We start from the raw sequence: 24,619 nt of genomic DNA, 5'->3' as shown, positions 1-24,619 counted from the left end.
CTTTGATGCAGAAAATTAATGTAATTTGGCTTGTAATTGATACAAGAAATTTAACGCCTCTAATGGCGTCATATTCAACACATTAGCTTGCTGCAATTCTTGTAATAATTCTTGATGAGTAGCATCACTTTCTGAAAATAAAGATAATTGTTGCTCCACTGGGGCTTCTTGTACCTGATTAACGACGGGTTGGACTGCTTGGGAAACTGGTGTTTTTTGTAAATTAGTCGGTTTGTGTTCCAGATTATCTAAAATCTCTTGTGCCCGCTGTAATAGATCAGTCGGCAAACCTGCCAATTTTGCAACATGAATTCCGTACGACTTATCAGCGGGACCTGCTAAAACCTTATGCAAAAAGACTAATTGCCCATTTTCTTGAGTTGCATCCACGTGTACATTCGTTACCGTGGTTAAATCTTGAGCTAATTGGGTTAATTCATGATAGTGTGTGGAAAACAGCGTTTTGGCATGAACTGTTTGATCTAAATACTCAATAATTGCCTGTGCCAAAGCCATTCCATCATAAGTCGCCGTTCCCCGCCCAATTTCATCAAAAATAATCAAAGAATTACTCGTCGCGTGCTGCAAGGCATCATTGGCTTCCATCATTTCGACCATAAAGGTGGAATTGCCCGCAATTAAATCATCAGCGGCACCAATCCGCGTAAAAATCTGATCAAAAATCGGCAGCGTAGCCGCATCGGCGGGAACAAAACATCCAATCTGCGCCATAATGACAATTAACGCCGTTTGCCGCATATATGTGCTTTTACCAGACATATTAGGACCTGTAATTAATAAAATATCAGTTTGATCGTTCATCTTCACATCGTTAGGAATATAACTATCACTACCTAATACTTTTTCAACCACCGGATGACGACCATTAACAATTTTAATTTCATGATTGTGCGTAAATTGTGGGCGAACATAATGCTGATCCTCACTAATTACCGCAAAACTTTGTAAAACATCCAACTGGGCTAAAATTTGAGCTAAAGCTTGAATTTGCTCAATTTGTTCTTTAATTTGTTGCCGAACTTGTTTGAATAATTGGTGTTCTAGTAACGTCGATTTTTCTTCTGCTTCCAAAATCAAACGTTCTTTGTCTTTTAATTCCGGCGTAATATAGCGTTCTGAATTAGTTAATGTCTGCTTGCGTTCATAGCGATCCGTGGGCACCTGGGCTTTATTCGCATTAGTTACTTCAATATAGTAACCAAACACCCGGTTAAAACCAATTTTTAAGTTCTTAATGCCTGTAGCTTGTTGTTCATCTGCTTGTAGTTGAGCAATCCAAGCCTTCCCATTCGTCATCGCACTGCGGTATTGATCAAGTTGTTGATCGTAGTGATCACGAATTAAGTTACCTTCCGTCACAGAAATTGGCGGATCATCAACAATCGCTTGTTGAATCAATTGCACAACTTCCTGACATTCTGGCATTTTGGTTAACAAATCATCTAGTAACGGATCATGTAAATCTAACAAAGTTTCCTTAATTAAAGGAACTTGCTGTAAAGAAGTTGCCAATTGAATCAAATCGCGCCCATTAACATTGCCAAACGCAATTCGCCCGGCTAAACGTTCCAGATCATAAACCTTCGTTAAATAATCTTGTAAATTGCCCCGTTGAAAAAAATTATCCAATAAAATTTGAACTAAATCTTGACGCTTTTGAAGAAGAGCTGCATCTAGTAATGGGCGTTGCAGCCATTGCTTTAACAAACGGCTACCCATCGCAGTCTTAGTTTTGTCTAATAGCCAAGCTAATGTCCCTGACTTTTCTCCGGTCCTTAGGGAACGAAATAATTCTAAGTTACTTTGAACATTGTGATCCATTTGTAAATATTTACTAGTTTGGTAAACTTGGGCGATCTGCAAGTGCGCCAAAGAACGTTTTTGAGTTTCAATTAAATAAGAAATTAAATAAGTAATCGCCTGACGTTGGAGCTCAGACTGGACTTTTTGCGTCACAAAAGCTACTTCGGCGTAAGCTTGCTGGGGTTGCTCACTGGATACCAAAATTCCCATCTTTTTTAGTTGGTCCTGTTGGTCTTGATCTAAAGTGGCCGCAATCACAACTTCCTTAGAGCGTAAATTTAATAATTCATTTTGAACTTGCTGCCAATTATGAAACGCAGTTACCCGCACTTCACCGGTGGACAAGTCCGTATAGGCAAAACCATATTCTTGATCTTGAAAAATTACGGCCGCCAAATAATTATTCTCTCGGCTTTGATTCGGCTTATCTTCCAAACTAGTTCCTGGCGTAACTAATTTGATAATCCCGCGCTTGACCATCCCCTTAGCTTCTTTGGGATCTTCTAATTGCTCACAAATAGCAACTTTATACCCTTTATCTACCAAAACATCAATATAACTTTGCACGGCATGGTGGGGCACCCCACACATGGGAATCGGATCAGCGGCATTTTTATTGCGGGCTGTCAAGGTTAATTCTAGTATTTGTGCCCCTTTAATTGCATCATCGTAAAACATTTCATAGAAATCACCAATCCGATAAAACAAAAAAGCATCTGGATAATCCTTTTTGATTTTTAAATATTGTTGCATCATTGGTGTATCTTTAGTAGTTTGTGGCATACAAAACTCCTCTAGGCTAGGATCTTATTGATCAAATTAATTCAAAAAACAGCAACTTTTATTCAACAAACGGACGATCCGGATTAATTTGATACGCATGAATTTTATTTTTCGTTTCTAGATCAATTACGCAATAATTAATTTGGGGACGACCATGTTCCGTTAATTCATAACGAGTTGGTCTCTGTGTTAAAAAGCGGCGAATACTACTCTGGGCTTGAACGCCAATAATTCCGTCATAATCCCCCGTCATGCCCACATCTGTCAAAAATGCTGTCCCTTTCGGCAGAACTCGGGCATCATTGGTTTGCACATGTGTATGTGTCCCGACAACTGCCGCCACTCGACCATCTAAATAGTAAGCCAATGCCGCTTTTTCACTAGTTGTTTCTGCATGAAAGTCAATAAAAATTTGCGCTTGATCCGGAATTTGCGCCAATAATTGATCGGCTATTTGAAAAGGGTCATCAATTGCATTCATTAAAGCGCGCCCTTGTAAATTAATTACTGCTAATTGCTCCTGATTGACTTGTTTAATTGTCATTCCTGCTCCCGGAACTGCCCCAGGGTAATTAGCAGGTCGCACCAAATTATCATTCTGTTCCAGTAAATCATTCACTTCTGACTGATCAAAAGCATGATTTCCCAGTGTAATCACATCTGCTCCCGCTTTTAAAATCTTTTTAAATTGTTGTTCCTTAATGCCTCGTCCTTTAGCAGCATTTTCACCGTTAACAATCGTCACTTGGGGGCGAAAATGTGCCTTGATTTGTGGAAGATATGTTTGCAAAGCTTGCAGTCCCAAATCTCCCATGACATCACCCACAAAAATAATTCGCATAAATACTTTCCTTATCTATTATTTAGCTACTTAAGACTTAATGATACCACTAAAACTTCTGCTAATTAATCTCATTAGTGCCGAAGTGTTTGAGAATTAATAATTGACGCAAAAAATCCGTGTGATTAAAAAAAAGACATTTCCGAAGAAATGTCTTTTTGATTAACAATCAATATTAATTACATCATACCGCCCATACCAGCATTAGGGTCAGCTGGTGCTGCAGGAGCAGCAGGTTCAGGCTTATCAGCAACAACAGCCTCTGTTGTTAAAATCAAAGCCGAAACGCTGGCTGCATTTTGTAAAGCAGAGCGAGTTACTTTAGTTGGGTCAATAATTCCAGCCTCAACCATATTTTCCCACTTGTCAGTTGCGGCATTATAACCAACTTCATTATCTTGTGCCTTCAAATGTTCAACAATGACAGAGCCTTCTTTGCCGGCATTTTCTGCAATTTGCCGAACTGGTGCTTCTAAAGCCCGCTTAACAATGTTAATACCAGTTTGCACATCGCCAGTTTCGCTTTCAGCTAATTTAGCAACAGCTGGAATGACATTCATCAAAGCTGTACCACCACCAGCAACGTAGCCTTCTTCAACAGCGGCCCGCGTAGCATTCAAAGCATCTTCAATCCGATATTTGCGTTCTTTTAATTCGGTTTCAGTAGCGGCACCAACTTTAATCACACCAACGCCACCAGCTAATTTAGCTAAACGTTCTTGTAACTTTTCACGGTCAAAGTCAGAAGTTGTTTCGCTAACTTGCTTCTTAATTAAATCAACCCGTTCATCAATCGCATCTTTAGAACCAGAACCTTGGACAATTGTTGTGTTGTCTTTAGTAACAGTTACACGACCTGCTTGACCTAATTGATCAATGGTTGTGTCTTTTAATTCTAAGCCTAAATCAGCTGTAATGACAGTACCACCAGTCAAGATCGCAATATCTTCTAACTGTTCCTTACGACGATCGCCAAAACCAGGTGCTTTAACAGCTACAACATTGAACGTGCCCCGAACCTTGTTCAAAACCAATGTTGGTAAAGCTTCACCATCAACATCATCAGCAATAATCAATAAAGCTTTGCCTTGTTGCACGATTGATTGTAATAATGGCAAAATATCTTGAATGTTGGAAATCTTCTTGTCAGTAATTAAAATGTATGGATTATCTAAATCGGCTTCCATTTTATCGTTATCAGTTACCATGTATTGTGATAAGTAACCACGATCAAATTGCATACCTTCAACAACATCAGAAGTTGTTTCAATACCCTTTGATTCTTCAATGGTAATTACACCATCATGGCCAACTTTTTCCATCGCATCGGCAATTAATTCACCAACTTGTTGATTGGAAGAAGAAACTGCGGCAACTTGAGCAATTTGATCACGGCCACTAACTTCGTGAGAAATCTTCCGCAATTCATCAACAGCAGTAGCAGTAGCCTTCTCAATTCCCGTCCGAATACCAACAGGGTTCGCACCAGCAGTTACGTTCTTCATGCCTTCTTGAATAATTGCTTGAGCTAAAACTGTCGCAGTGGTTGTACCGTCACCGGCAATATCATTAGTCTTTGAAGCAACTTCAGAAACTAATTTAGCACCCATATTTTCAAAATGATCTTCTAATTCAATATCTTTGGCGATAGTTACACCATCGTTGGTAATATTTGGAGAACCATAGGATTGTTCCAAAACAACGTTACGACCTTTAGGTCCAATTGTTGTTTTTACTGTATCTGCTAATTTATTAACGCCTTCAAGCATCTTAGCCCGTGCGTCTTCTGAAAATTTAATTTCTTTTGTCATTTTTCAGCCACCTCAATTATTATTTAATACTTTATGTTCTTAATTTCTAATTAATTACAAAAATTAGTCAACAATTGCCATGACATCTTTTTCATGCATTACGAGATATTTTTGGCCGTCATACTTAACTTCTGAACCAGCATATTTATCAAATAAGACTTTATCGCCTTTTTGAATGCTTAATTCAATTGTTTTACCTTCTGGTGTCCGTTCACCGGCGCCAACAGCAATAACTTCACCAACTTGTGGCTTTTCTTTAGCATTATTGGCTAGAACAATTCCACCAACTGTTTGTTCCTTTTCTTCATCAACTTGTACCAGAATACGATCACCTAATGGCTTTAACAAAGTAATCCCTCCAAATAAAAACATTTTTAGCACTCTTAGCACTCATCTTTATATAGTGCTAATACAAGTTCTATAATAACATGTTCCTTTCCAGATGCAAGTATTTCCGTTTAAAAATATTCGGAAAACTTACTTTTTTACAGTAGCACAGATTGCTTTGAAAACACATTAATTGGCTCAAAATCTAGTAATCTTCCTTTACTTTTTTTAATCAAAAAGTCGCCCGTAATGGACGACTCACTTGATTTATCAAATTTGGAGCATAAATAGCTTTCAAGCCACGTATGAAATTATTAGATAATTAATTTTGCAAAATAGTTTTCAAATTGTTGACCCGATTCAGCTATGACTAGCGGGGAATTTGAAACATACCATCCTTTTTAGCGTAAGCTTTACCATAAGTCATATCATATTCTAATAACCGATAATCTTTATAAACTCGTGATTGATCCCACTTAGCATTTTTAGGGCCGTGAACATTTTTAGCAGTTAACGCATACGTATCGTTGCTTACTTTGGTTCGATTCTGTTGGCCCGTACCAGAAATTTGTAGTGGTTTGGTCAAAACTGGAACTTGCTGTTGTAATTGTTCCAATAATTGATAAAACGGAGTTTGCGGATAGTTAAGTTGTTGCAATAACTGTAAGGACATATAGTTGGGTGAGAAGTAATTATAATGATGCGTCTGTAAAGGAAAATTAGCCGCCATCACAAACGGCGTTGCATGAGAATACAAGGTATTCTGATTGAAGAGATCATCATAAATACCATCACCAGGATAATGATCGCCATACATGACAATTAACGTTTTTTGCTTAGCGTGTTGATAATGTTGCACTAATTGCTTAAACGCTTGATCCGAATCGTGAACTTCTTGAAGATAAGCTTCTAATTTTTTAGTCTTATCAGCATCTCCGGCTACTTTATTCTGGAGTTGATAAGAACTTTTGGGACCTATTTCTGCTTGATAAGGCATATGGTTTTGCATCGTCAACATCAAACTAAATTGGCGACTAGACTTTTTTTGTTGTGCATAAAAGTTCGGATAGGCGGAGGCATCTGTATCATACAAACCATGTGGTGACTTCTTTAAATGCTGTAATTTCGATTGATCTTGGAATTTATGGATACCGATCGCTGGATAAGCTTGATTTCTACGATACATAGTGCCGGCATAAGGATGGTAGGCCTGTGAATTATAGCCAGCATCATTTAAATAATGCATGACACTCGGAAAATATTTTTTATTCGGTAAAATATCCTGATAGGGCGTATTGTTTAAAAAGTAATTGGAGAAACCTGTATTGGCTTCAAATTCAATATTAGCCGTCCCTCCACCAAAGCCAGGAGACACCATATAACCGCCAGCTTGTTGGACCGTAGGATTCGTAATCATCTTAGAAATATAAGGCATCGGATTTTTATTGCCAACAAGGGGATACCATTTCTGTGTCCGTAAAGGATTGGTTAAAGATTCATTTAAAATATAAATAATGTTAACTTTCCCAACTTTTTTCCCTTGATTGGCTTTAACCAAACCTTTTTGATAACGTTTAGTAATTTGCTTCATAGTCGCCGCGCTATAATTAGCAGGCTTAATCATTGGCGTAGAATGGGCATTAAAGACAAAACCAATTAAAGTACCCCGATTACGATAATTGGCCAATTGTGAACGATCAACATTAGTAATATTATGCTTCGCCAATTGTTTAGAAGCAAAAGAGCGCGTATTTCCTGCTTGTGAGAACAAGCTTAAAGCTATTATTGCTAACACCAAAAAGCCAATTCTCAACGGCCACAGCACCCGATGATTTTTTAACCACAAGCCTTTGGTAACTTTGTGTAACAGGTAGGCCGCTACAAGTAGTAATACAATGCCAATGGCTAAAAGTAATAATGATTGCCAACTGACCATTTTAATTAAACCACCAGCTTGACCAGCCATGTTTAAATCATTAGGTAACAATGGTTCAGAACGTGAAATAATTTTATTAAAGTCCACATATAAAATAATACTAAAAATAATGACGCTCAGGGATATTCCCCACCAATAATCACCTAACAGCGCAATTAGCATCGTTATAATAACTACTAGGCAAAACCAGTTGATTCGCGTGACGACAGGATTATTCTTAATTTCCCAGAACATCTCATGATAGCCGTGTGTCAAACTACCGGTTAAAGCTAGTTGAAATTCAAAATAAAATCCGTAAGCAATTAAACACACTAAAAGTACTTGCAGTAAAAAATACATAAAGCGTTTGACAGTTAGATTATGCACAATAAATCCTCTTTCGACTTAAATTAATACAGTTTTAAATTTTAGCACAATCTAATTTAGATAGGTATATTACTAGCATAATTTGCCGATAAGTCAAAAGCAGTTAAAATGCGGTATTACAAAAAATATTAAATTAAATATTTAAAAATGAGGTTGTAACTAGCAGCTAAATTGCTTTTGTCACAACCTCATATTAAGTATTAAAAAGTCAAAACAAAAAATTTCGTAAATTAAACAAATATTCTCTGCTGATAGTGACTTCAAAAGTCAAAAATCTGTGTTTAACTTCTCAAAACTTTTTGTCCCGACTCTTTTTTGAATATTAATCGACCTTGTCAATTGCTTCGGAAGCAATTATTTGGAGATTTTCCCCTTGAAATTGCCAAGCAGTAATTGGCGCCGGAATAATAAAGTGATCACCTAACTGTAACTCGTAGGTTTTCCCAGCAATCACTAGCTGTCCCGTTCCGGAAATCACGGAACATAAGGTGTAAGCACCCAACTGATGTTGCAAACTTAAAGCATCATGTTGCACTTGTAAGCCCCACACTGCAAAGTATGGCGAAACAGGTGGTTTCACATAAGTGGTGATGGAACTAGCACCAAATTGCTGGACCGCTTGATTAAGTTTTGGTGTTTGGAAAGGAACAGTAATCGTATCTAGAGCCTGTTTTAAATGCAGTTGGCGTTTTTGACCGGTAGCTTGTTCAATACGATCATAATCATACAAACGATAAGTAGTATCACTACTTTGTTGTGTTTCTAAGGCAATAATTCCTTGATTTAACGCATGAACACACCCACTAGGCACAAAAACAAAATCTCCTGTTTTGACTGGCATTTTTTTGAGCAAATGTTCCCAGTCTCCCGAGTCAATCAGTGCTTGTAATTCTGCCTTAGTTTGCGCATTATGTCCATAAATCAAATAGGCACCAGGCTGGGCATCAATAATATACCAACACTCCGTTTTGCCTAGCTCACCTTCATGTACTTTGGCATAAGCATTATCTGGATGCACCTGGACGGATAAACTAGCTTCCGCATCTAAAATCTTAGTCAATAAAGGGAAAACTTTTCCTTGCGGGTAGCCAAACAGCTCTGGTTGTTTTTGCCATAGTTGGGCTAAATCTTGCCCAGCAAAAGGTCCATTTTTAACAGTTGATAAACCATGCGGATGAGCAGAGATGGCCCAACATTCTCCCACTTGACCATCAGGTATGCGATAACCAAAACGTTCTTGTAGCTTACGCCCACCCCAAATTTTTTTTTGGAAAGCGGGTTGTAAAAATGGTTCCATCTAATACCTCCTAATAAAAGCAGCCGTAATCAACCAAAATTACTACTAACTTACCGCAAAATTCTCGCCTTACAAGCTAAAAGGTGAATCAAAAGTTAAACATTTAATTTAACTATAGTTATCTAAGAAATAAATTAATGTTTGTAATTCATTCGCTAAATCAACATTGTGCACGCGCACAGAATTAGGAGTTGCCAATCTTAACGGCGTAAAGTTCAAAATACCCTTGACGTTGGCTGCTACCAGTTCATCAGCGACCTTTTGTGCACTGATGACTGGTACTGACAAAATCACAACATCAATCTGTTCATCTGCTAAACGTTGTTCTAAAGAATCGACATCATAAACTTGCACACCATTGACAGTTTGGCCGATTAATTCCGGATTCTGATCAAAAGCGGCCGTAATCTTAATATTGTTCGTCTGTGAAAAGTTATAGTTTAATAATGCACTACCTAAGTTACCTACTCCGACCAACGCTACTTTCGTCGTTTGACTTTGGTTAAGTAACTTTTTAAAAAATTCCAGCATTGGTTCAACTTCGTAGCCGTAACCCCGTTTACCTAAAGAACCAAAGTAAGAAAAATCACGCCGAATCGTCGCACTATCCACTTGAACAGCTTTAGCTAATTCTGTTGAGGAAATCTTTTTAGTATTGGAATCATTTAAAAATTGAAAGTAACGATGATACAACGGTAAACGCTTAATAGTAGCATTTGGTATTTTGTATTTTGTCATGGTTAATATCCCCTTGTGAACAAGTATAATTGATACTTTCAGTATCTACCTTTTAATATCACAATGTCAAGTAAATAAAATCACAAAGTTATTACCTTGAAAATTAACCATTAATTTTGATAAAAGTTGCCATCTCATACGGTGCTAGTTGTTGCGCGTCTGCTTGTAAAGACTGAACTTCTTCTAACGCATTGGTTCGTTGAAAACCAGCCGCTAAGAATTCCGTTAAAGCAACCGTTTTATTCGCTTGATTACTCAATCTAACCACAATCGCATTCTGAATTGTATAAGCACAGTAGAGAGCCGTAATCGTTACATCCGGATCCAACCGTAAGAAAGTCGCTTGGCGTGGTAACTGAGGTAATGATTTATCAAATTCAACATCCCAAATTTTATTATCTAACCGATTGACAAATAAATTCAGTTTTTGTAACTGGTAATTAACATTGGGGGCCAACCAATTTTCAGCAGTCCGTGCTAACTGATTCTCGTCTAAGTCTGCAACTGCCACTAATCCAAACGCAAAATGATTTAAGCCGATTTCTTCAGCTAGTGGTGTTGGCGTCATCTGATGACCGATACTAGTAGTGTCGCCCGAAGCTCGCCCAGGGCGCCACAACAAATTGGGTTTTCCTAATTGACCCGTAGTGGCTAGTAAAGTGACGGCAAAGCTTTGATCCAATAATTCGTATTCTTTCATGCCGCCACTTAACAAAAACAAACCTTGCTTGGGCTCATACATGCCCACAACTTTATCAAAGTTATAAAGATTGACCGGTTTTTCAACAAACTCGTCTTGCCAATTATCCGCAATAGGCAAATTAGTAGTGGTTCGAAAACCGCCTTGGATTTGCGCCCACGCCTGTGAACTTTTGATACCCGTGTTAATCTTTAATCTCAAGCGATGATCTAAAGCTTGGTTGTCAATAATTAATTGACCATCTAGCACCGAAGAACTTGTTGCTAAACTTAAAATAATTTTGAAGTTCACGTCAATTAATTGTGGATGGTCCTTTTGCCTTTCAGCTAAAGATTTAGGTAACTGCCAAGTACCTTGAACCGTCATAGTTTGTAAATTAGGAGCAGTCTGCACTTGACATTGTCCAGTTAACGGCAAGCTGACTTCTTGTTCCTGCGGTAAAGGCGAATAATCATACGTATCACCATCATTGCCCGAATCTAAAATTTCTAACAGCTGTGGATAAACGTGACCTTGCGTTTGAGCAGTAAAGCTTGTTCCTGTGTATTGAACTTGCCACTTTTGATTGTTAATGGACACAGATGAACTATCTTCTAAAGTTGCTAGCTCCGTTGGAGCTACTTGATAAGAAACCACCTGATAGCCTAATCCTTCATAGTGCATCTTTAACCGAACCGTCAATCGATAATAGCCCGGCTCATCTTTAAATTCAAAACCTTTGGCGGTTTGTTGCATAATATGCTCACGTTTAGGGACATAAGTTGCACGAACTAGAACAGCTTGATATTGTTCAGCAAATTTCACTTTTTTACTAGTCGTTAAAAATTCTACTTCTTGATAACCATCAAATACCCGTGGTGAAGTATTAAATAGTAACAATTGATTACTATCCAGATTTAAACGTTGCGCTAAGCGCTTCTTAATATAATTTTCAATTCCGGCAGCAAGTTCGAAACCTTCTTTGAAACGTTGCTGAACATCAACAGCAACATTATCCGTGATACTACCGCCTAATGTATCATGCGGTTGACACTTTAATAACTTTTTCCAAAGTTTTAAAACTAATCCGTTGGACACTTTGATTCCACAAGCTTGGGCAATAACCAGCATCGGTTCAACTCGGCGTAAAATTTGTTGTTCTAACTTGAAATTTTGACGTTTAAGCTGCGAGCGCACTGACCCAATCGTCCGATGCACCCGTGAATAGGTAGGATAACGTAATTCGCCTTGATACTGAGGCAAATCTTGGTGGCGCAATTGTTGCATAAATTGGGGATAACTGCTCAACACTATTTGGTGTTTACTATATTGATTTAATTGTTGAATTACCTGGGAAATATTATGGATAATATTCATCTGATCAATCCCCGAAGGAATTAAAACGGGATCATTATGACCATGTTTAGCTTCTAGGTCAATTCCTGGGTCTAATCTTTGCTCGACAAACTCTTGTAAATGCTGCTTCGAATTTAAATCAATTTGCCCCGTATAATAACCTAAGGGAAAGTTAGCTGCATAAACTTGGTTATTTCCCAAGCCCTGCCACTTAAAGTAAACTGAATCGACTTGTCGAGCAAAATTAGTACCCCGCCAACATATAAAATCTTGAATGCCGACTTGATTTAATAGCATCGGTAATTGTGCATTAAAACCAAAGGTATCAGGTAAATAGCCAATCATCATGGCCTGCCCAAAGAGTTGGCGACTGCCAATAATGCCAATCACTAAATTACGAATAATGGATTCACTATCTGGTATTAATGCATCTGTTTGGGTATACCAAGGACCAATAAATAATTGCTTGCGCAAAACCAATTGCTTAATTCTCTGTCGATCTTCTGGATGCAGGGTTAAATATTCCTCCACAATCGATAATTGCCCATCGAAAGTAAAGTTAGCCTCTGGATGTTGCTCTAACTCTGTTAAAACCTCACCGAATAATTGATCACTGAGAACTTGAGCATCTTGAGTTGTAAAATACCATTCGCGATCCCAATGAGTATGATTAACAAAATGTGCCGTTACCATATATTATTTACTCCCATATTTTTATTCAAATTCAATCTCAATATCTTCTTCGTCTGCTTCACCATCAACATCTGGCGTATTATTTTGGTTAAAATCAACGGCTAACGGCGCTAATATTCCAATAATCAAAGCGCAAGCAAAGAGTCCAATTAGATATGCCCACCAGTTAGTTACTGTTACTGCACCATAAATACCACCAACTGGTGGAATCTTGGCTTGAGCCCCTAATAAAATCGCAAGTGCGGGGCCCACTGCTCCAGCAAGCATATTAATGGGAATCAATTTTAACGGACTAACTAACGTAAACGGAATGGCCCCTTCAGTAATACCGATAAAACCCATGAACCAATCACTACGTCCGGCATCCAACAATTCATTAGAAAAACGTTTTTTATAAAATAAAGTAGCAAACGCATAGCCTAAAGGAATACCAGCAATCGCAATATTTACAATCATTGCCGGAGTATAAACTTTTTCTGCCAATAGCACATTACCAGCCATCCAAGCCGCTTTATTAATTGGACCGCCTAAATCAGATCCAATCATCGCTCCCATAATGATTGCTAGAGTCATCGCGCTGACCCCACTGTTACTCATTGCCTTAATCCAAGCGACTAAAGAACTATTAATCCAAGCCAATGGTTGCTTCAATAAGACACCCATTAATAACGCCACGACCATGGTCGATAAAAGTGGTACTACTACTAATGGCATAATGGATTCATATTTAGCACTGACACGGATTTTGTCATGGCACCATTTAGCAGTATAACCAGCTGCAAAACCAGCAACCAATGCTCCTAAAAACCCCATGTTGGAGCTAGAAGCTAAGGAACCACCAATAAAACCGGCGGCTAAAGCTGGCTTATCACCAATGGCATAAGCAATATAACCCGCCAAGACAAGATTAACTAAGCCGACACCAATCCAACCAACAGCCTCAATTTGACCCATGTAAAACCAAAAACCCGTTTTATAATGATCAAAACTTGTAATGCCAAATAATAAACCAATTAATTTAGGCACAGCTACGACTAGCGAACCACCAATAACTACGGGTAACATGTAAGAAATCCCCGACATTAAGTAGCCTTTCCACTGTGATAATAACTTTTTCATAATTTTCACCTCTGAAGCGTCACTAAGCTTTTTTCTGAGCCACTGCTTTCATCACTTTGTTAATTACTGCCTTCGGTTTTTTAATGCACATATTGATATCCACGCGAACGGTGGGAATCCCCTTAAAACGATCCATTTTTTCAATTTTTTGGTCAGAACCAATTAACAAGAACTTCGCACTTTGAGCTTCTTGTTCCGTGATTTCATTTTTGAGACCCATAGCTCCTTGTTGTTCAACCTTGGCTGAAAGCTGCAGTTCTTGGGCGGCTTTCTCTAATGCTTTAGCAGCCATAGGGGTATGGGCTAAACCTGCGGGGCAAGAGGTAATTGCTACAAAATCCATAATTTTACTTCCTTTTCGCTTTAATTATTAGTTAAAATTTGATAAACATCTTGTACACTTTGACTAGCAACCAGTGCTTGGCGCTTTGGGGCATCAATTAATGAAGTGGCCAGATTGGCTAATAATTGTAAATGCTCCTGCGCACCATCTTGAGGAGCTAACATCACAATGATTTGTTGAACTGGTTGATCATCAATCGTTTGCCACTCTGATAACGGACTTTGGGTCCGAATAAACAAAATTGCTGATTGCTTAATCGCCTGAGAAAGCGTGTGGGGGATCGCAATCCCATCCTGCAATCCTGTTGAAGCCTGTTGTTCGCGCTCCTGTAGCGATTCATAAATTGCTTGTTCATCGTCACCAACGCCTAAACTAACTGCTTTTTGGGCAATAAAATGAAACACCTCAGTTTGCGAACGTAGCGGTTGATTTAAAAAGATTTGGTTCTTCGTCAAAATCTGATCCATCCTTATCCCTCCTTGATTGCAGTTGAATGTTGCAAACATTCAACGACCGTTTCGACATCTTGCGCATTTCTCAACTGCTTCATTTGCTTAGCATTTTGTGTTAAATCGTAGAAATAATCATAAATGTCATCTAAACTGTCCTTGACTGTATCGTTAAACGCCATAAAGAAAACTACATAAACCGTTTCCTTACCCCACAAAATTCCTTTTTGAGAAGTTAAAATACCAATGACCGGTTTCAAAACATGTTCGGCAGCCCCATGGGGAATAGCGTAAGTTCCTAAAGCCGTGGAAGCTAATTGTTCTCGCTTCCAAGCTGACTCTTGCATCGTATCTTTCACGTAATGATTAGCCACTAAAGCTTGCGTAATTTCTTGAATAGCAATTTGGGGGCTTGGTGCTGTTGAATCAACAATGATTGCTGGTTTAGCCACCAAATCCAAAAAAGTTGCTTTCAAATATTTATCGTGCCAAATCTTTTGGCTTAATTGGCGTAACAACTGCAGTTCTTGCTGATTTAACAGTGGACTAACTTGAATGACTACTTGTTGTGTCTGTAATTTAAGCGGAATCGTTGTTAAGATAATGTCGGCACTAACAGGTTTTCGTAATAACTCGGTCACCGATAAAGTCCCAATTACATTAAGTTTCGGTAACTTATCCTGAATTTTTTGCCGAATTAATTCAGCAGTTCCATAACCGGTACTACAAACGATCACGACACTAACTTCGCGCAATTCTTTTTGCTGCCGCTCGCGAAATGATTCCAAATGTAAACACAAATAGGCCACTTCATCTTCGGGAAAGCGAACTTGATATTTTTGAAAAATAGCATCTGCTAAAGTCAGAGCTTGATCAAAGGCTTGGGGAAAATTAACTTTCACTTGATGACGATACGGATTGTCAATTTTGATGCCATTTTTGATGCGTACCAAAGCCGGTTGTAAATGCAAAGTCAAGTTTTGAATTAATAAGTCATCATAGTTAACCAAAACTTGCTGTAACCAAGTCACTAACTCTTGATTAGAATTTTCACTCGCCGGACTAGGCAGATAGCCTTCTTCAATCGCTACAACATGCACATTTAAACTATTAATTTCTACTGTTGATAACTGGCAGTGAAATTCTTGTTCCACTAGCGCAACCAAACGTTGGGTATTAGTAGATATTGCAAATGAAGCTACTGTTTTGGTAGCTGGTGGTGCTTTTTGAGATTGAATTTTTTGAATCGCTAACGCTAAATGAATCAATAAAGATTCATACTGGTATTCACTAATATTACCGGGTAATTTTTGTAAAAATTGATTTAAAACCTTTTGCGTTCGATCCAAAATTTTCTTATCAACTAGCTGGCTCAAAGCTGGAGGGACTTGAAAATTGCGGGTGAGCCGACCAGTACTTTGATTTTGCTTAATCTCTTCGCCCCAATACATTTGAATAATTTGTGTCTGAAAATGGCGTAATTCAGCTTCAGAATTATTGAGCCTAATGCCTTGTTGAGAAGTACTAAACTGTAAATGATAATTTTGTTTCAGAGAACTCAAATCACGCTCTAAGGTACTGCGACTGACAAAAAAATGGGCGGCCAAGTCATCTAACAAAACTGGTTGCTGGGCTTTAACCAAGAACGAGACTAAATTAATTTGCCGTTCCACGGCATCATTGTTAGGATTCATTGGTGGAAATAAATTTAACAAGTCTTTGGTAGAACCTGTAAAGTAAATGCCATAGCCTTTTTTGCGAACTAATTTAACGCCGTATGGTTGGACAAATTGCTCAACTTGCTTCAAATATTTAGCTACCGTTTTGCGCGATAGGCCTGTGTATTCCATTAAATCTTGATAATGGACAACTGGTTTTGACAAAATAAATTGAATAATACTTTTTGTAATAGTTTTTGGTGAATGCTTTGGCGCCAAACGGATCACTCCTTAACTTTTACATTTTCATCATAATGTAACCGGCTTCAAAACTTAACTTCAAAAAAGTACACTTACCTTAGGTGTACTTTGTCGCTGATTGATTCAGAAGAAAATAACTTCAAATATTAATTAAGATGACAATTTAAGCTGGTTTCAACATTAGCTACCGTTTCAACGAACATTATTGACTAACGCCGTGTTAAAATAAGATTAACTAGAATTCGATTAGCCAAAATTATGTTTCCACAAACTTTTCACACAGTGATACTAATCTATAATATCAAGCAATAATTGGTGCATAATTTTAACAACGGATAACATCATCCGCCCCAAGATTCGAATGTAATTTAAACTTTAGGAGCTTAAAATTGTTAATTGTACAAGGACAAAATATTGAACGTCGTTTCGGCAGCGATGTTTTATTCAACCATTTAAATTTTCAAATTGCCGAGCAAGCCCGAATTGGTTTAGTCGGACCTAACGGAGCTGGTAAATCAACTTTATTAAAAATCATCAATCAAGAACAAGACGCTGACGCCGGACATATGATTTATCAAAATAATTTAAGTATCGGTTACTTAGCACAGAATCCCACCTTTCAATCCGGGAATACTATTTATGAAGAAATGGAACGGATATTTGAAAAAGTGCAGCAAGATGAACGTCAATTACGTTCTTTGGAACAGCAAATTGCACAACAGAGTAGCCAAGGAGCTACTCCTGCTTATCAAAAATTATTACAACAATACGACCAGTTACAAGTTAAATTTAAAGACGAAAATGGTTACGGCTTCCGGTCTGAAATTCGTTCGGTCCTAACCGGTTTTGGTTTTAGTGCTGAGCGCTTTGATGAACCAGCTTTACACTTATCTGGTGGTGAACAGTCCCGCCTAGCTTTTGCCAAAATGTTATTGGAACAACATGATTTATTAATTTTAGATGAACCCACTAATCATTTGGACATTGATACTTTAAATTGGCTCGAAAAATATTTACAAAGTTATCGCGGAGCACTGTTAATCGTGTCTCATGATCAATATTTTTTAGACCATACGGTCAAGGAAATTTATGCGCTAGAAAATGGTACTTTGAAACATTACACGGGTAATTATTCACGTTATTTAAAATTACGAGCTGACGATTTGGACTTAGCATGGAAAGCGTATAACAAACAACAAGAAGAAATTAAAAAAACGGAAGACTTTATTCAAAAGAACATCGTTCGGGCTTCCACCACCAAACGTGCCCAAAGTCGCCGCAAGCAATTAGAAAAATTAGAGCGGCTACCTCGCCCACAAGGAACACCAAACAATGTCCATTTTCAATTTACCGTGCATAAAGATAGCGGCAATGACGTCTTACAGGTCAAAGATTTACAAACCGGATATCCGGATAAACAATTAAATCAGGCAATTACCTTTAAGCTCAAAAAAGGCGAGCGCTTGGGAATTATTGGTCCTAACGGTGTCGGCAAATCAACCTTAATTAAAACGTTAATTAAGCAATTATCACCGCTTGCAGGTAGTATCGAATGGGGCACTAACGTCCAAGTTGGCTATTATGATCAGACTTTAAACCAATTAGATTCTACGAAAGATGTCTTGCATGAGATTTGGGATGCTAATCCGACTATGGATGAAAAAGATATTCGAACAGTTTTAGGATCATTTTTATTTCAGGCAGACAGTGTCTTTAGTACCGTTCAAGATCTATCTGGTGGTGAAAAAGCACGGTTAACTTTATGTAAATTGGCCTTGGAGCACAATAATTTATTAATTATGGATGAACCAACTAACCATTTAGACATCCAAAGTAAAGAGATCCTTGAAAAAGCCTTAAAAAATTTCGCTGGCACAGTCTTATTTGTTTCTCACGATCGCTACCTATTAAATGAAATTTCGACCAAATTACTCGAATTGCAACCAGCAGAAAGTACCATCTATCTAGGTAATTACGATTATTATTTAGCTAAAAAAGAAGAGAATTTAGCCCTTCAAGAACAGCAAACTGGCGCCCAGAATGCGGAACATTCAACAACCAGTCAAGGTCAACAGGATTATCAACAATCCAAGGCCCAGCAACGCGCCCAACGTAAAAAAGACCGAGAATTAGCAGCCTTGGAAACTCAAATTGATCAATTGGATCAACAAATTGACCAAATTAACCAGGAAATGTTACTCCCTGAAAATTTGAGTAGTTACACTAAATTACAAGATTTACAAGAACAATTAACTACATTGACTGACCAAAAAGAAACAGCCGAAAATCAATGGGAAGCACTACTAGATTAACGGCAAAGAGGTTAATGCCAAAATATTCAGTCTTGACTAAAAAAATCCTAGCTGATGTTCGTTTAAGAACAATCATCGCTAGGATTTTTTGTTAAAAATAACTTTTGGATGCACTAAAAAATGAGACTTAATTACCAACTGTTCGTAATTTGGAGCTGATTACCAGCCAATATGTTGATCACCACTAGGTAATTCCACTTTACCAGCAGCCACATCTTGACAAGCTTGGTCAATGATCTGAAAAGCCTGTTGTAATTGTTCTTCAGTAATTACTAGCGGTGGCTGAAAACGCAAAATATTTCCCCGTAAACTAATCATAACCGCTCCTAAATCAAAAATTCGCGTAATTAGCTTCGTTGTCAATTCAACATCAGGCTGCTGGGTTTGGGGATTAATAATATCAATCCCTCCATTTAAACCATACATCCGTACTTCTCCAATAAAGTCATATTTGGCTTGCTCCTCTTGGAAAAATTGCTCCGCAATTTGGCCTAAATTGTGCGAACGTTCCACCAAATGTTCCTGTTCAATTACATCAATTGTTGCGTTGGCCGCAGCAGTCACCACTGGATTACCAGCTGTTGTATAAACATTAGCCGGAGCCGCTAAGGATTCCATGATTTCTTTTCGACCTAAAACAGCACTTAACGGCATGCCTGAAGCCAACGACTTGCCCATGGACATTAAATCGGGTTCAATCCCAAAATGTTGAATTGACCACCACTTACCCGTTCGTCCCATGCCTTGGTTAACTTCATCAATTGCTAATAAAATTCCATTATCATGCGCAAATTGGGCCACTAATTCTAAATATTGCTGGGGGGCTTTTACAATCCCACCATCACCTTGAATTGGTTCAATCAAAATAGCGGCTACCTCTTCAGCCGGTAAATAAGTATTGAACGGTAATTGAAATTCGTGAAACATCCGTTGCACAAAATCTGCTTCACTTTCGCCAGCTAACTTTTCGTGGCTGTCAGGATAAGGTACTCGAATGATATCTGGCAATAATGGTCCCATTTTCCGGGCCATGTTTAAACTAACACTTGAAACACTCATTGAACCGTAAGTAGAGCCATGATAAGCACCCGTAAAGCAGACAATATATGGCCTTTTAGTATACGCGCGCGCAAACTTAATAATTGCATCGTTAGCATCTGAACCAGAGTTACCCCAAGCAACTTCTACCGGTCCACTCATCGGCGCTAATTTAACCAAGCGTTGGGCTAGTCGAGCGGTAGTGGGATTGGCAAAATAAGCTGGCGTATATTCAATAAGATTTTGGGCTTGTTCACAAATAGCTTGCACAATGTGCGGATGCGCATGCCCCGTATTTGTAGCCGATGCACTGGCTAATAGATCAATATACTGGTGGCCATTTTCATCTGTTAAAATAGCCCCTTCTCCTTTTTTAATTACTAAATTAAAATATTGAATTCGTGAAGCTGTGGCTAAGGCCTGACTTTCTGCTTGCAAAATTTGTTGATTACGATCAGTCATTTCTAATCATCTCTTCTTAATAATTAAATTTAAATTAGTTTATCATTAAAAATAAATTTTAGCAATCACTGATTTTCCCACAAAGTTTGCTCCAACTAAAATAACAGCTAACAGTTATGTCATCATAGCTGTCAACTGTTAAAAAACAATCATTTTAAATGAAATTTAAGCAATTAATTATTCGCCAACGTAACTAAAATCTAATCCTGGATCAGCATTCAGTGTTAAAGGACTAAAATCTTGCTTTCGATATTTAACATCCGCAAAAGCGCCAATCATTGCCGCATTATCGCCACATAAGCGTAATGGTGGAAAAATTAACTCAATTTTGGAATCAATTTCAGTCTGCAAACGTTCGCGCAAACCGGAATTAGCTGCTACCCCGCCAGCAACAATTAATTGCTGCGTCGGATATTTTTGTAACGCGCGCTGAGTTTTAGTAACCAAAATATCCAAGACATCTGCTTGAAAACTAGCAGCAATATCTTTTTTATTAATCTGTTCACCGATTTGATCAGCATGATGAATCGTATTAATCACGGCACTTTTAATACCACTAAAACTAAAGTCTAGATTATCTTCGCTCAGCATTGCCCGCGGAAATTGATAAGTAAGCTTGCCTTCGTGAGCCCATTGGTCAATGGTTTTACCAGCTGGATAATTAACCCCCAACATTCGACCAACTTTATCATAAGCCTCACCAACGGCATCATCACGAGTGTCGCCCAAAATCTGAAAATCGCCTGGTGCAGTTAAATAAACTAATTCTGTGTGCCCGCCAGAAACCACTAAAGCTAACGCTGGATACTTAATTTCACTCACTAAATTGGCTGCATAAATATGTCCTGCCAAATGATTAACACCAATTAATGGTAAATTATGTGCCCAGCTAATCGTTTTAGCCGCCATCAAGCCCACTAATAAAGAGCCCACTAATCCTGGACCATAGGTTACAGCTACCGCCGACAAATCCTTATAATTTACTTTAGCTTGTGCTAAAGCCAACTTTGTGCAATGAATAATTTGTTCAACATGATGGCGACTAGCAACCTCGGGAACCACGCCACCAAAACGCTGATGACTTTTAATCTGTGTCGCAATCACATTTGATAAAATTTCCTGGCCATTTTTAATAACTGCAACACTCGTTTCGTCGCAACTACTTTCAAATGCCAAAATCAATACGTCTTGATCCATCATTAACCTCTTCTCAAATACTGCAACCAGTAGCGATAAGAAGTTGAGTATAGCCTAGAATAAGGCCATAAGTTTTGGTTTTTAAACTTGAGGACTTATTCGTAGCTAGACGCAGGCTTCTGCTGCTGGGTGCGCTATATCAAACACTGCAACAAAAGCCGGTTAAAAGCTGAGGATTAACCTAAACTAAGATCTTAAGTCGGTCTTTGACTTGAGGGCTTAGTTGTAGTTAAGCGCAAGCTTTTGGCTTTTGGTGCGCTATATCAAACACTGCAACAAAAGCCGCTTAAAAGCTGAAGATTAACCTAAACTAAGGTCTTAAGTCGGTCTTTGACTTGAGGGCTTAGTTGTAGTTAAACGCAAGCTTTTGGCTTTTGGTGCGCTATATCAAACACTGCAGCAAAAGCCGGTTTAGAATTGCCAACACTCCGGTCACTTGCTTACAGATATTTTTGATTTTTTATTATATTTTTAAACATCTTGTACATAATCTTGCTGATGCTGAGCCAAATCAGGATGATCTTTCCGCCAGACTAATTCGGCTTGCGTTTGACGCAGATAATTCGGAACAAAATTATCTAAATCTGAAACTGGTGATTGAGCCAATCCCAAATCAACTAATGATTGTGCTTGTGGAAAGCCATCATTTTTAATTTGTGCCTGTGGTAGTTGCTCATTAATTAACCCGACCATTTCATTAGTCAACTGGCCCACAATCATAATCGGTTGTTTTAATGTCTTTAAGTTACTTAACAAATCTATTAAGCGCATATGACTTTCCTGCACTAACGCTTGAAGTTTTCCAGATTGCTGCTGATAAATACCCGCAAAAACGTTTAAATTACGTGCATCCATTAAAGCAACAATAACTCCTTGAAAATCAGACACATTTTGTGCTAAAACCTGCAGACCAGAAATGCCGACTAAATCCTTCTTTAAGGTCCAAGCTAACATCTTAGCAGTTGTTACAGCAATACGAAGCCCTGTAAATGAGCCAGGTCCTTGTGCTACAACAATTCGGTCTAAATCTTGAGGTTGCCAACCGGCTGTTTTCACTACTTGATCAATAGCTGGTAATAATTTAATACTATGTGACTTTAAATTCGTTTCACTGACCTGTGCTAAGACTTGATGATCTAAGGCACTGGCCACACTTAAAGGTTGATTAGAAGTATCAATGGCTAAAATCTTCATTACAAAATTACATCCTTATAATTATTCTAAATTCACTATACTTCAAATTTAGTCTTAATGAACGGTAAAATTACGGTTTTGTAACCATTTGAATAATAAAACTAAAATAATTGTTTGAATTGGAATAAAAACAATTTCTTTTATTCCTCGAATCCATAACATTTGACCAAAATTTAAATTTCCCAAAACGCAAACCCAAAGAGTATTTAACAGCCAATTAACAATGAGCGTCACTTCAATTGTGGTCATTAATAAGCGTTGACTAGTGGGCTGATTATGATACAAATTGATTCCATATAAAAAGCCAGTGACTACAGCTGACAACGTAAAGCCCCAAAAAAATCCACCTTGTGGTGGAAAGATAGTATTAGCGATAATATCGGCAATCAGGGCAGCTAACGTTGACTTAGCGGGACCAAAATAATAACCAATTAAGGCAGTAATCACAAAACCAAAACCGACTTTTAAAAAACTTGGCCCTAAGTGAATGCGACCGACAATGACTTGCAAAGCCGTTAACATCGCTAACCAAGTGATATTAAAGGTCCGATTGTTTAACTGTAATTTATTCATTTTAAGCATCTCCTAAAGGAGCTGCCACTGTGATCGTGGCGAATGCGAGAATAAAACCGCAAGCTATCGCTTTTCGTCCAGCGTTCACATTCCGTTCCGCCAGCACTTAACGCTTTATTCCCTACTCCAAGATTTTTAACTTCTTAACCATATCATAGATTCAAACAAACATGTTAAAATTACTATAATAATTGTAAAAAGAGGCTTAAACCGTGAATAAAAAAATTTTAGTTTTACACACTGGTGGGACTATTTCCATGTCAGAAGACGAGCAAGGTAATATTAAACCCAACGCCCAAAATCCGTTAGCTAATTTAGAACTGCCTAATTCTGATCAACTACAAATTATTTCCGAGGAAATTTTTAATTTACCGTCGCCACATATGACACCCAAACAAATGCTAATGTTAACCAAGCGTTTACGCCAAGCGGCACAAGAAGGCTTTTTTGGTGCCGTCGTCACTCACGGTACCGATACTTTAGAAGAAACGGCCTTTTTCTTAGATTTAACTTTAGATAATGACATGCCGGTCGTGGTCACTGGTGCAATGCGTTCATCCAATGAAATTGGTAGTGACGGACTGTATAACTTTCGTTCGGCGATTCAAGTAGCCAGTTCAAAAGCATCAATTGGTCAAGGCGTTTTAGTCGTCATGAACGATGAAATACATTCAGCCCGTTACGTCACTAAAACTCACACTACTAACGTCGCCACTTTTCGGACTCCAACTTTTGGTCCCATTGGGATTATCTCTGAGGGTCACGTCAATTATTTTCAAGAAATTGTTCCACATCAACACTTGCCAATTACCAATATTGTCGATCATGTTTATTTAATCAAAGCTTATGCTGGCATGACTGGCGAACTTTTTGAGGCCCTAGATCAAGAACAAACACAAGGCGTCGTCATTGAAGCCCTAGGTGCTGGCAATTTACCTCCAGCTACTTTAACCGCAGTTCATAACTTGTTGGACCATCATATTCCAGTAATTCTAGTATCACGTTGCTTTAATGGTATCGCTGAACCGGTTTATGATTATGAAGGTGGTGGTGTCAATTTGGAAAAAATGGGCATTACTTTTTGTCGTGGCCTCAATGGTCAAAAAGCTCGCATCAAATTATTAGTGGGAGTTAGTGCGGGATTAAATAATCAAGAATTACATCATTATATTAATAATTAACACTGCAACAAAAGCCGCTTAAAAGCTTAGGATTAACCTAAACTAAGATCTTAAGTCAGTCTTTGACTTGAGGGCTTAGTTGTAGTTAAACGCAAGCTTTTGACTTTTGGTGCGCTATATCAAATACTGCAACAAAAGCCGCTTAAAAGCTTAGGATTAACCTAAACTAAGATCTTAAGTC

At 38.2% G+C, this 24,619-nt stretch carries 18 protein-coding genes and 1 riboswitch; of the genes, 2 read left to right on the top strand and 16 right to left on the bottom strand.

What is annotated here, in order from left to right; all coding sequences use genetic code 11:
* Window positions 1-15: 15 nt before the first annotated feature.
* The 12 genes from mutS to AC3B6B_RS03055 form a co-directional block, all read right to left on the bottom strand.
* Window positions 16-2,607 carry a DNA mismatch repair protein MutS gene (gene mutS / locus AC3B6B_RS03110; RefSeq protein ID WP_489757237.1) on the bottom strand — a complete coding sequence of 864 codons (2,592 nt, stop codon included), beginning with the start codon at window positions 2,605-2,607 and terminating at the stop codon, window positions 16-18.
* A 58-nt stretch (window positions 2,608-2,665) separates the two neighbouring features.
* Entirely contained in the window at window positions 2,666-3,448 is a 783-nt protein-coding gene (locus tag AC3B6B_RS03105) for a TIGR00282 family metallophosphoesterase (RefSeq protein WP_489757236.1), read from the bottom strand.
* Window positions 3,449-3,627: 179 nt separating this feature from the next.
* A complete protein-coding gene (gene groL, locus AC3B6B_RS03100; protein ID WP_489757235.1) occupies window positions 3,628-5,259 on the bottom strand; it encodes a chaperonin GroEL in 1,632 nt (543 codons plus the stop codon).
* A 63-nt stretch (window positions 5,260-5,322) separates the two neighbouring features.
* Entirely contained in the window at window positions 5,323-5,607 is a 285-nt protein-coding gene (gene groES / locus AC3B6B_RS03095) for a co-chaperone GroES (protein WP_489757708.1), read from the bottom strand.
* 349 nt (window positions 5,608-5,956) lie between these two features.
* Window positions 5,957-7,888, bottom strand: a complete 1,932-nt coding sequence (locus AC3B6B_RS03090) for an LTA synthase family protein (RefSeq protein WP_489757234.1) — start codon at window positions 7,886-7,888, stop codon at window positions 5,957-5,959.
* A 322-nt stretch (window positions 7,889-8,210) separates the two neighbouring features.
* Window positions 8,211-9,185 carry a mannose-6-phosphate isomerase, class I gene (manA, locus tag AC3B6B_RS03085; protein ID WP_489757233.1) on the bottom strand — a complete coding sequence of 325 codons (975 nt, stop codon included), beginning with the start codon at window positions 9,183-9,185 and terminating at the stop codon, window positions 8,211-8,213.
* 108 nt (window positions 9,186-9,293) lie between these two features.
* On the bottom strand, window positions 9,294-9,923 hold the full coding sequence (locus AC3B6B_RS03080; RefSeq protein ID WP_489757232.1) for a redox-sensing transcriptional repressor Rex: 630 nt from the start codon (window positions 9,921-9,923) through the stop codon (window positions 9,294-9,296).
* A 103-nt stretch (window positions 9,924-10,026) separates the two neighbouring features.
* The gene (locus AC3B6B_RS03075; protein WP_489757231.1) at window positions 10,027-12,651 is read right to left on the bottom strand and encodes a glycoside hydrolase family 38 N-terminal domain-containing protein; all 2,625 of its coding nucleotides are present in this window, start codon (window positions 12,649-12,651) and stop codon (window positions 10,027-10,029) included.
* A gap of 21 nt (window positions 12,652-12,672) precedes the next feature.
* Window positions 12,673-13,770 carry a PTS fructose transporter subunit IIC gene (locus AC3B6B_RS03070; RefSeq protein ID WP_489757230.1) on the bottom strand — a complete coding sequence of 366 codons (1,098 nt, stop codon included), beginning with the start codon at window positions 13,768-13,770 and terminating at the stop codon, window positions 12,673-12,675.
* Between the two features lie 22 nt (window positions 13,771-13,792).
* Complete coding sequence (locus AC3B6B_RS03065; RefSeq protein WP_489757229.1) at window positions 13,793-14,113, bottom strand: PTS fructose transporter subunit IIB; 321 nt, start codon at window positions 14,111-14,113, stop codon at window positions 13,793-13,795.
* 20 nt (window positions 14,114-14,133) lie between these two features.
* Window positions 14,134-14,580, bottom strand: a complete 447-nt coding sequence (locus AC3B6B_RS03060) for a PTS sugar transporter subunit IIA (RefSeq protein ID WP_489757228.1) — start codon at window positions 14,578-14,580, stop codon at window positions 14,134-14,136.
* A gap of 2 nt (window positions 14,581-14,582) precedes the next feature.
* Window positions 14,583-16,508, bottom strand: a complete 1,926-nt coding sequence (locus AC3B6B_RS03055) for a BglG family transcription antiterminator (RefSeq protein ID WP_489757227.1) — start codon at window positions 16,506-16,508, stop codon at window positions 14,583-14,585.
* 362 nt (window positions 16,509-16,870) lie between these two features.
* Here AC3B6B_RS03055 and AC3B6B_RS03050 point away from each other — a divergent pair, with 362 nt between their 5' ends.
* Window positions 16,871-18,793, top strand: a complete 1,923-nt coding sequence (locus AC3B6B_RS03050) for an ABC-F family ATP-binding cassette domain-containing protein (protein ID WP_489757226.1) — start codon at window positions 16,871-16,873, stop codon at window positions 18,791-18,793.
* 159 nt (window positions 18,794-18,952) lie between these two features.
* Here AC3B6B_RS03050 and AC3B6B_RS03045 read toward each other — a convergent pair whose 3' ends face one another.
* The 4 genes from AC3B6B_RS03045 to AC3B6B_RS03030 form a co-directional block, all read right to left on the bottom strand.
* Window positions 18,953-20,293: an aspartate aminotransferase family protein gene (locus tag AC3B6B_RS03045; protein WP_489757225.1), complete on the bottom strand. Its 1,341-nt coding sequence runs from the start codon at window positions 20,291-20,293 to the stop codon at window positions 18,953-18,955.
* A gap of 177 nt (window positions 20,294-20,470) precedes the next feature.
* Window positions 20,471-21,493 carry a tRNA (adenosine(37)-N6)-threonylcarbamoyltransferase complex transferase subunit TsaD gene (gene tsaD, locus AC3B6B_RS03040; protein WP_489757224.1) on the bottom strand — a complete coding sequence of 341 codons (1,023 nt, stop codon included), beginning with the start codon at window positions 21,491-21,493 and terminating at the stop codon, window positions 20,471-20,473.
* Between the two features lie 468 nt (window positions 21,494-21,961).
* Window positions 21,962-22,684, bottom strand: a complete 723-nt coding sequence (gene tsaB / locus AC3B6B_RS03035) for a tRNA (adenosine(37)-N6)-threonylcarbamoyltransferase complex dimerization subunit type 1 TsaB (RefSeq protein ID WP_489757223.1) — start codon at window positions 22,682-22,684, stop codon at window positions 21,962-21,964.
* A gap of 54 nt (window positions 22,685-22,738) precedes the next feature.
* The gene (locus AC3B6B_RS03030; protein WP_489757222.1) at window positions 22,739-23,257 is read right to left on the bottom strand and encodes a folate family ECF transporter S component; all 519 of its coding nucleotides are present in this window, start codon (window positions 23,255-23,257) and stop codon (window positions 22,739-22,741) included.
* A gap of 34 nt (window positions 23,258-23,291) precedes the next feature.
* Window positions 23,292-23,388, bottom strand: a riboswitch (THF riboswitch).
* An 81-nt stretch (window positions 23,389-23,469) separates the two neighbouring features.
* On the opposite strand from AC3B6B_RS03030, the gene AC3B6B_RS03025 reads away from it, so the two are divergent.
* Complete coding sequence (locus AC3B6B_RS03025) at window positions 23,470-24,438, top strand: asparaginase (protein ID WP_489757221.1); 969 nt, start codon at window positions 23,470-23,472, stop codon at window positions 24,436-24,438.
* Window positions 24,439-24,619: the final 181 nt, after the last annotated feature.

This window comes from Bombilactobacillus sp. ESL1197 (assembly GCF_058107145.1).
Note: the sequence above shows the minus strand (reverse complement) of the source record. Positions and strands in the feature narration are given on the sequence as shown.

Bases quoted from the DNA above. Each gene is read 5' to 3' on its own strand.
- mutS (WP_489757237.1), bottom strand. From the start codon at position 2,607: ATGCCACAAACTACTAAAGATACACCAATGATGCAACAATATTTAAAA.
- AC3B6B_RS03080 (WP_489757232.1), bottom strand. From the start codon at position 9,923: ATGACAAAATACAAAATACCAAATGCTACTATTAAGCGTTTACCGTTG.
- AC3B6B_RS03065 (WP_489757229.1), bottom strand. From the start codon at position 14,113: ATGGATTTTGTAGCAATTACCTCTTGCCCCGCAGGTTTAGCCCATACC.
- manA (WP_489757233.1), bottom strand. From the start codon at position 9,185: ATGGAACCATTTTTACAACCCGCTTTCCAAAAAAAAATTTGGGGTGGG.
- groL (WP_489757235.1), bottom strand. From the start codon at position 5,259: ATGACAAAAGAAATTAAATTTTCAGAAGACGCACGGGCTAAGATGCTT.
- AC3B6B_RS03030 (WP_489757222.1), bottom strand. From the start codon at position 23,257: ATGAATAAATTACAGTTAAACAATCGGACCTTTAATATCACTTGGTTA.
- AC3B6B_RS03105 (WP_489757236.1), bottom strand. From the start codon at position 3,448: ATGCGAATTATTTTTGTGGGTGATGTCATGGGAGATTTGGGACTGCAA.
- tsaB (WP_489757223.1), bottom strand. From the start codon at position 22,684: ATGAAGATTTTAGCCATTGATACTTCTAATCAACCTTTAAGTGTGGCC.
- AC3B6B_RS03070 (WP_489757230.1), bottom strand. From the start codon at position 13,770: ATGAAAAAGTTATTATCACAGTGGAAAGGCTACTTAATGTCGGGGATT.
- AC3B6B_RS03075 (WP_489757231.1), bottom strand. From the start codon at position 12,651: ATGGTAACGGCACATTTTGTTAATCATACTCATTGGGATCGCGAATGG.
- AC3B6B_RS03060 (WP_489757228.1), bottom strand. From the start codon at position 14,580: ATGGATCAGATTTTGACGAAGAACCAAATCTTTTTAAATCAACCGCTA.
- tsaD (WP_489757224.1), bottom strand. From the start codon at position 21,493: ATGATGGATCAAGACGTATTGATTTTGGCATTTGAAAGTAGTTGCGAC.
- AC3B6B_RS03045 (WP_489757225.1), bottom strand. From the start codon at position 20,293: ATGACTGATCGTAATCAACAAATTTTGCAAGCAGAAAGTCAGGCCTTA.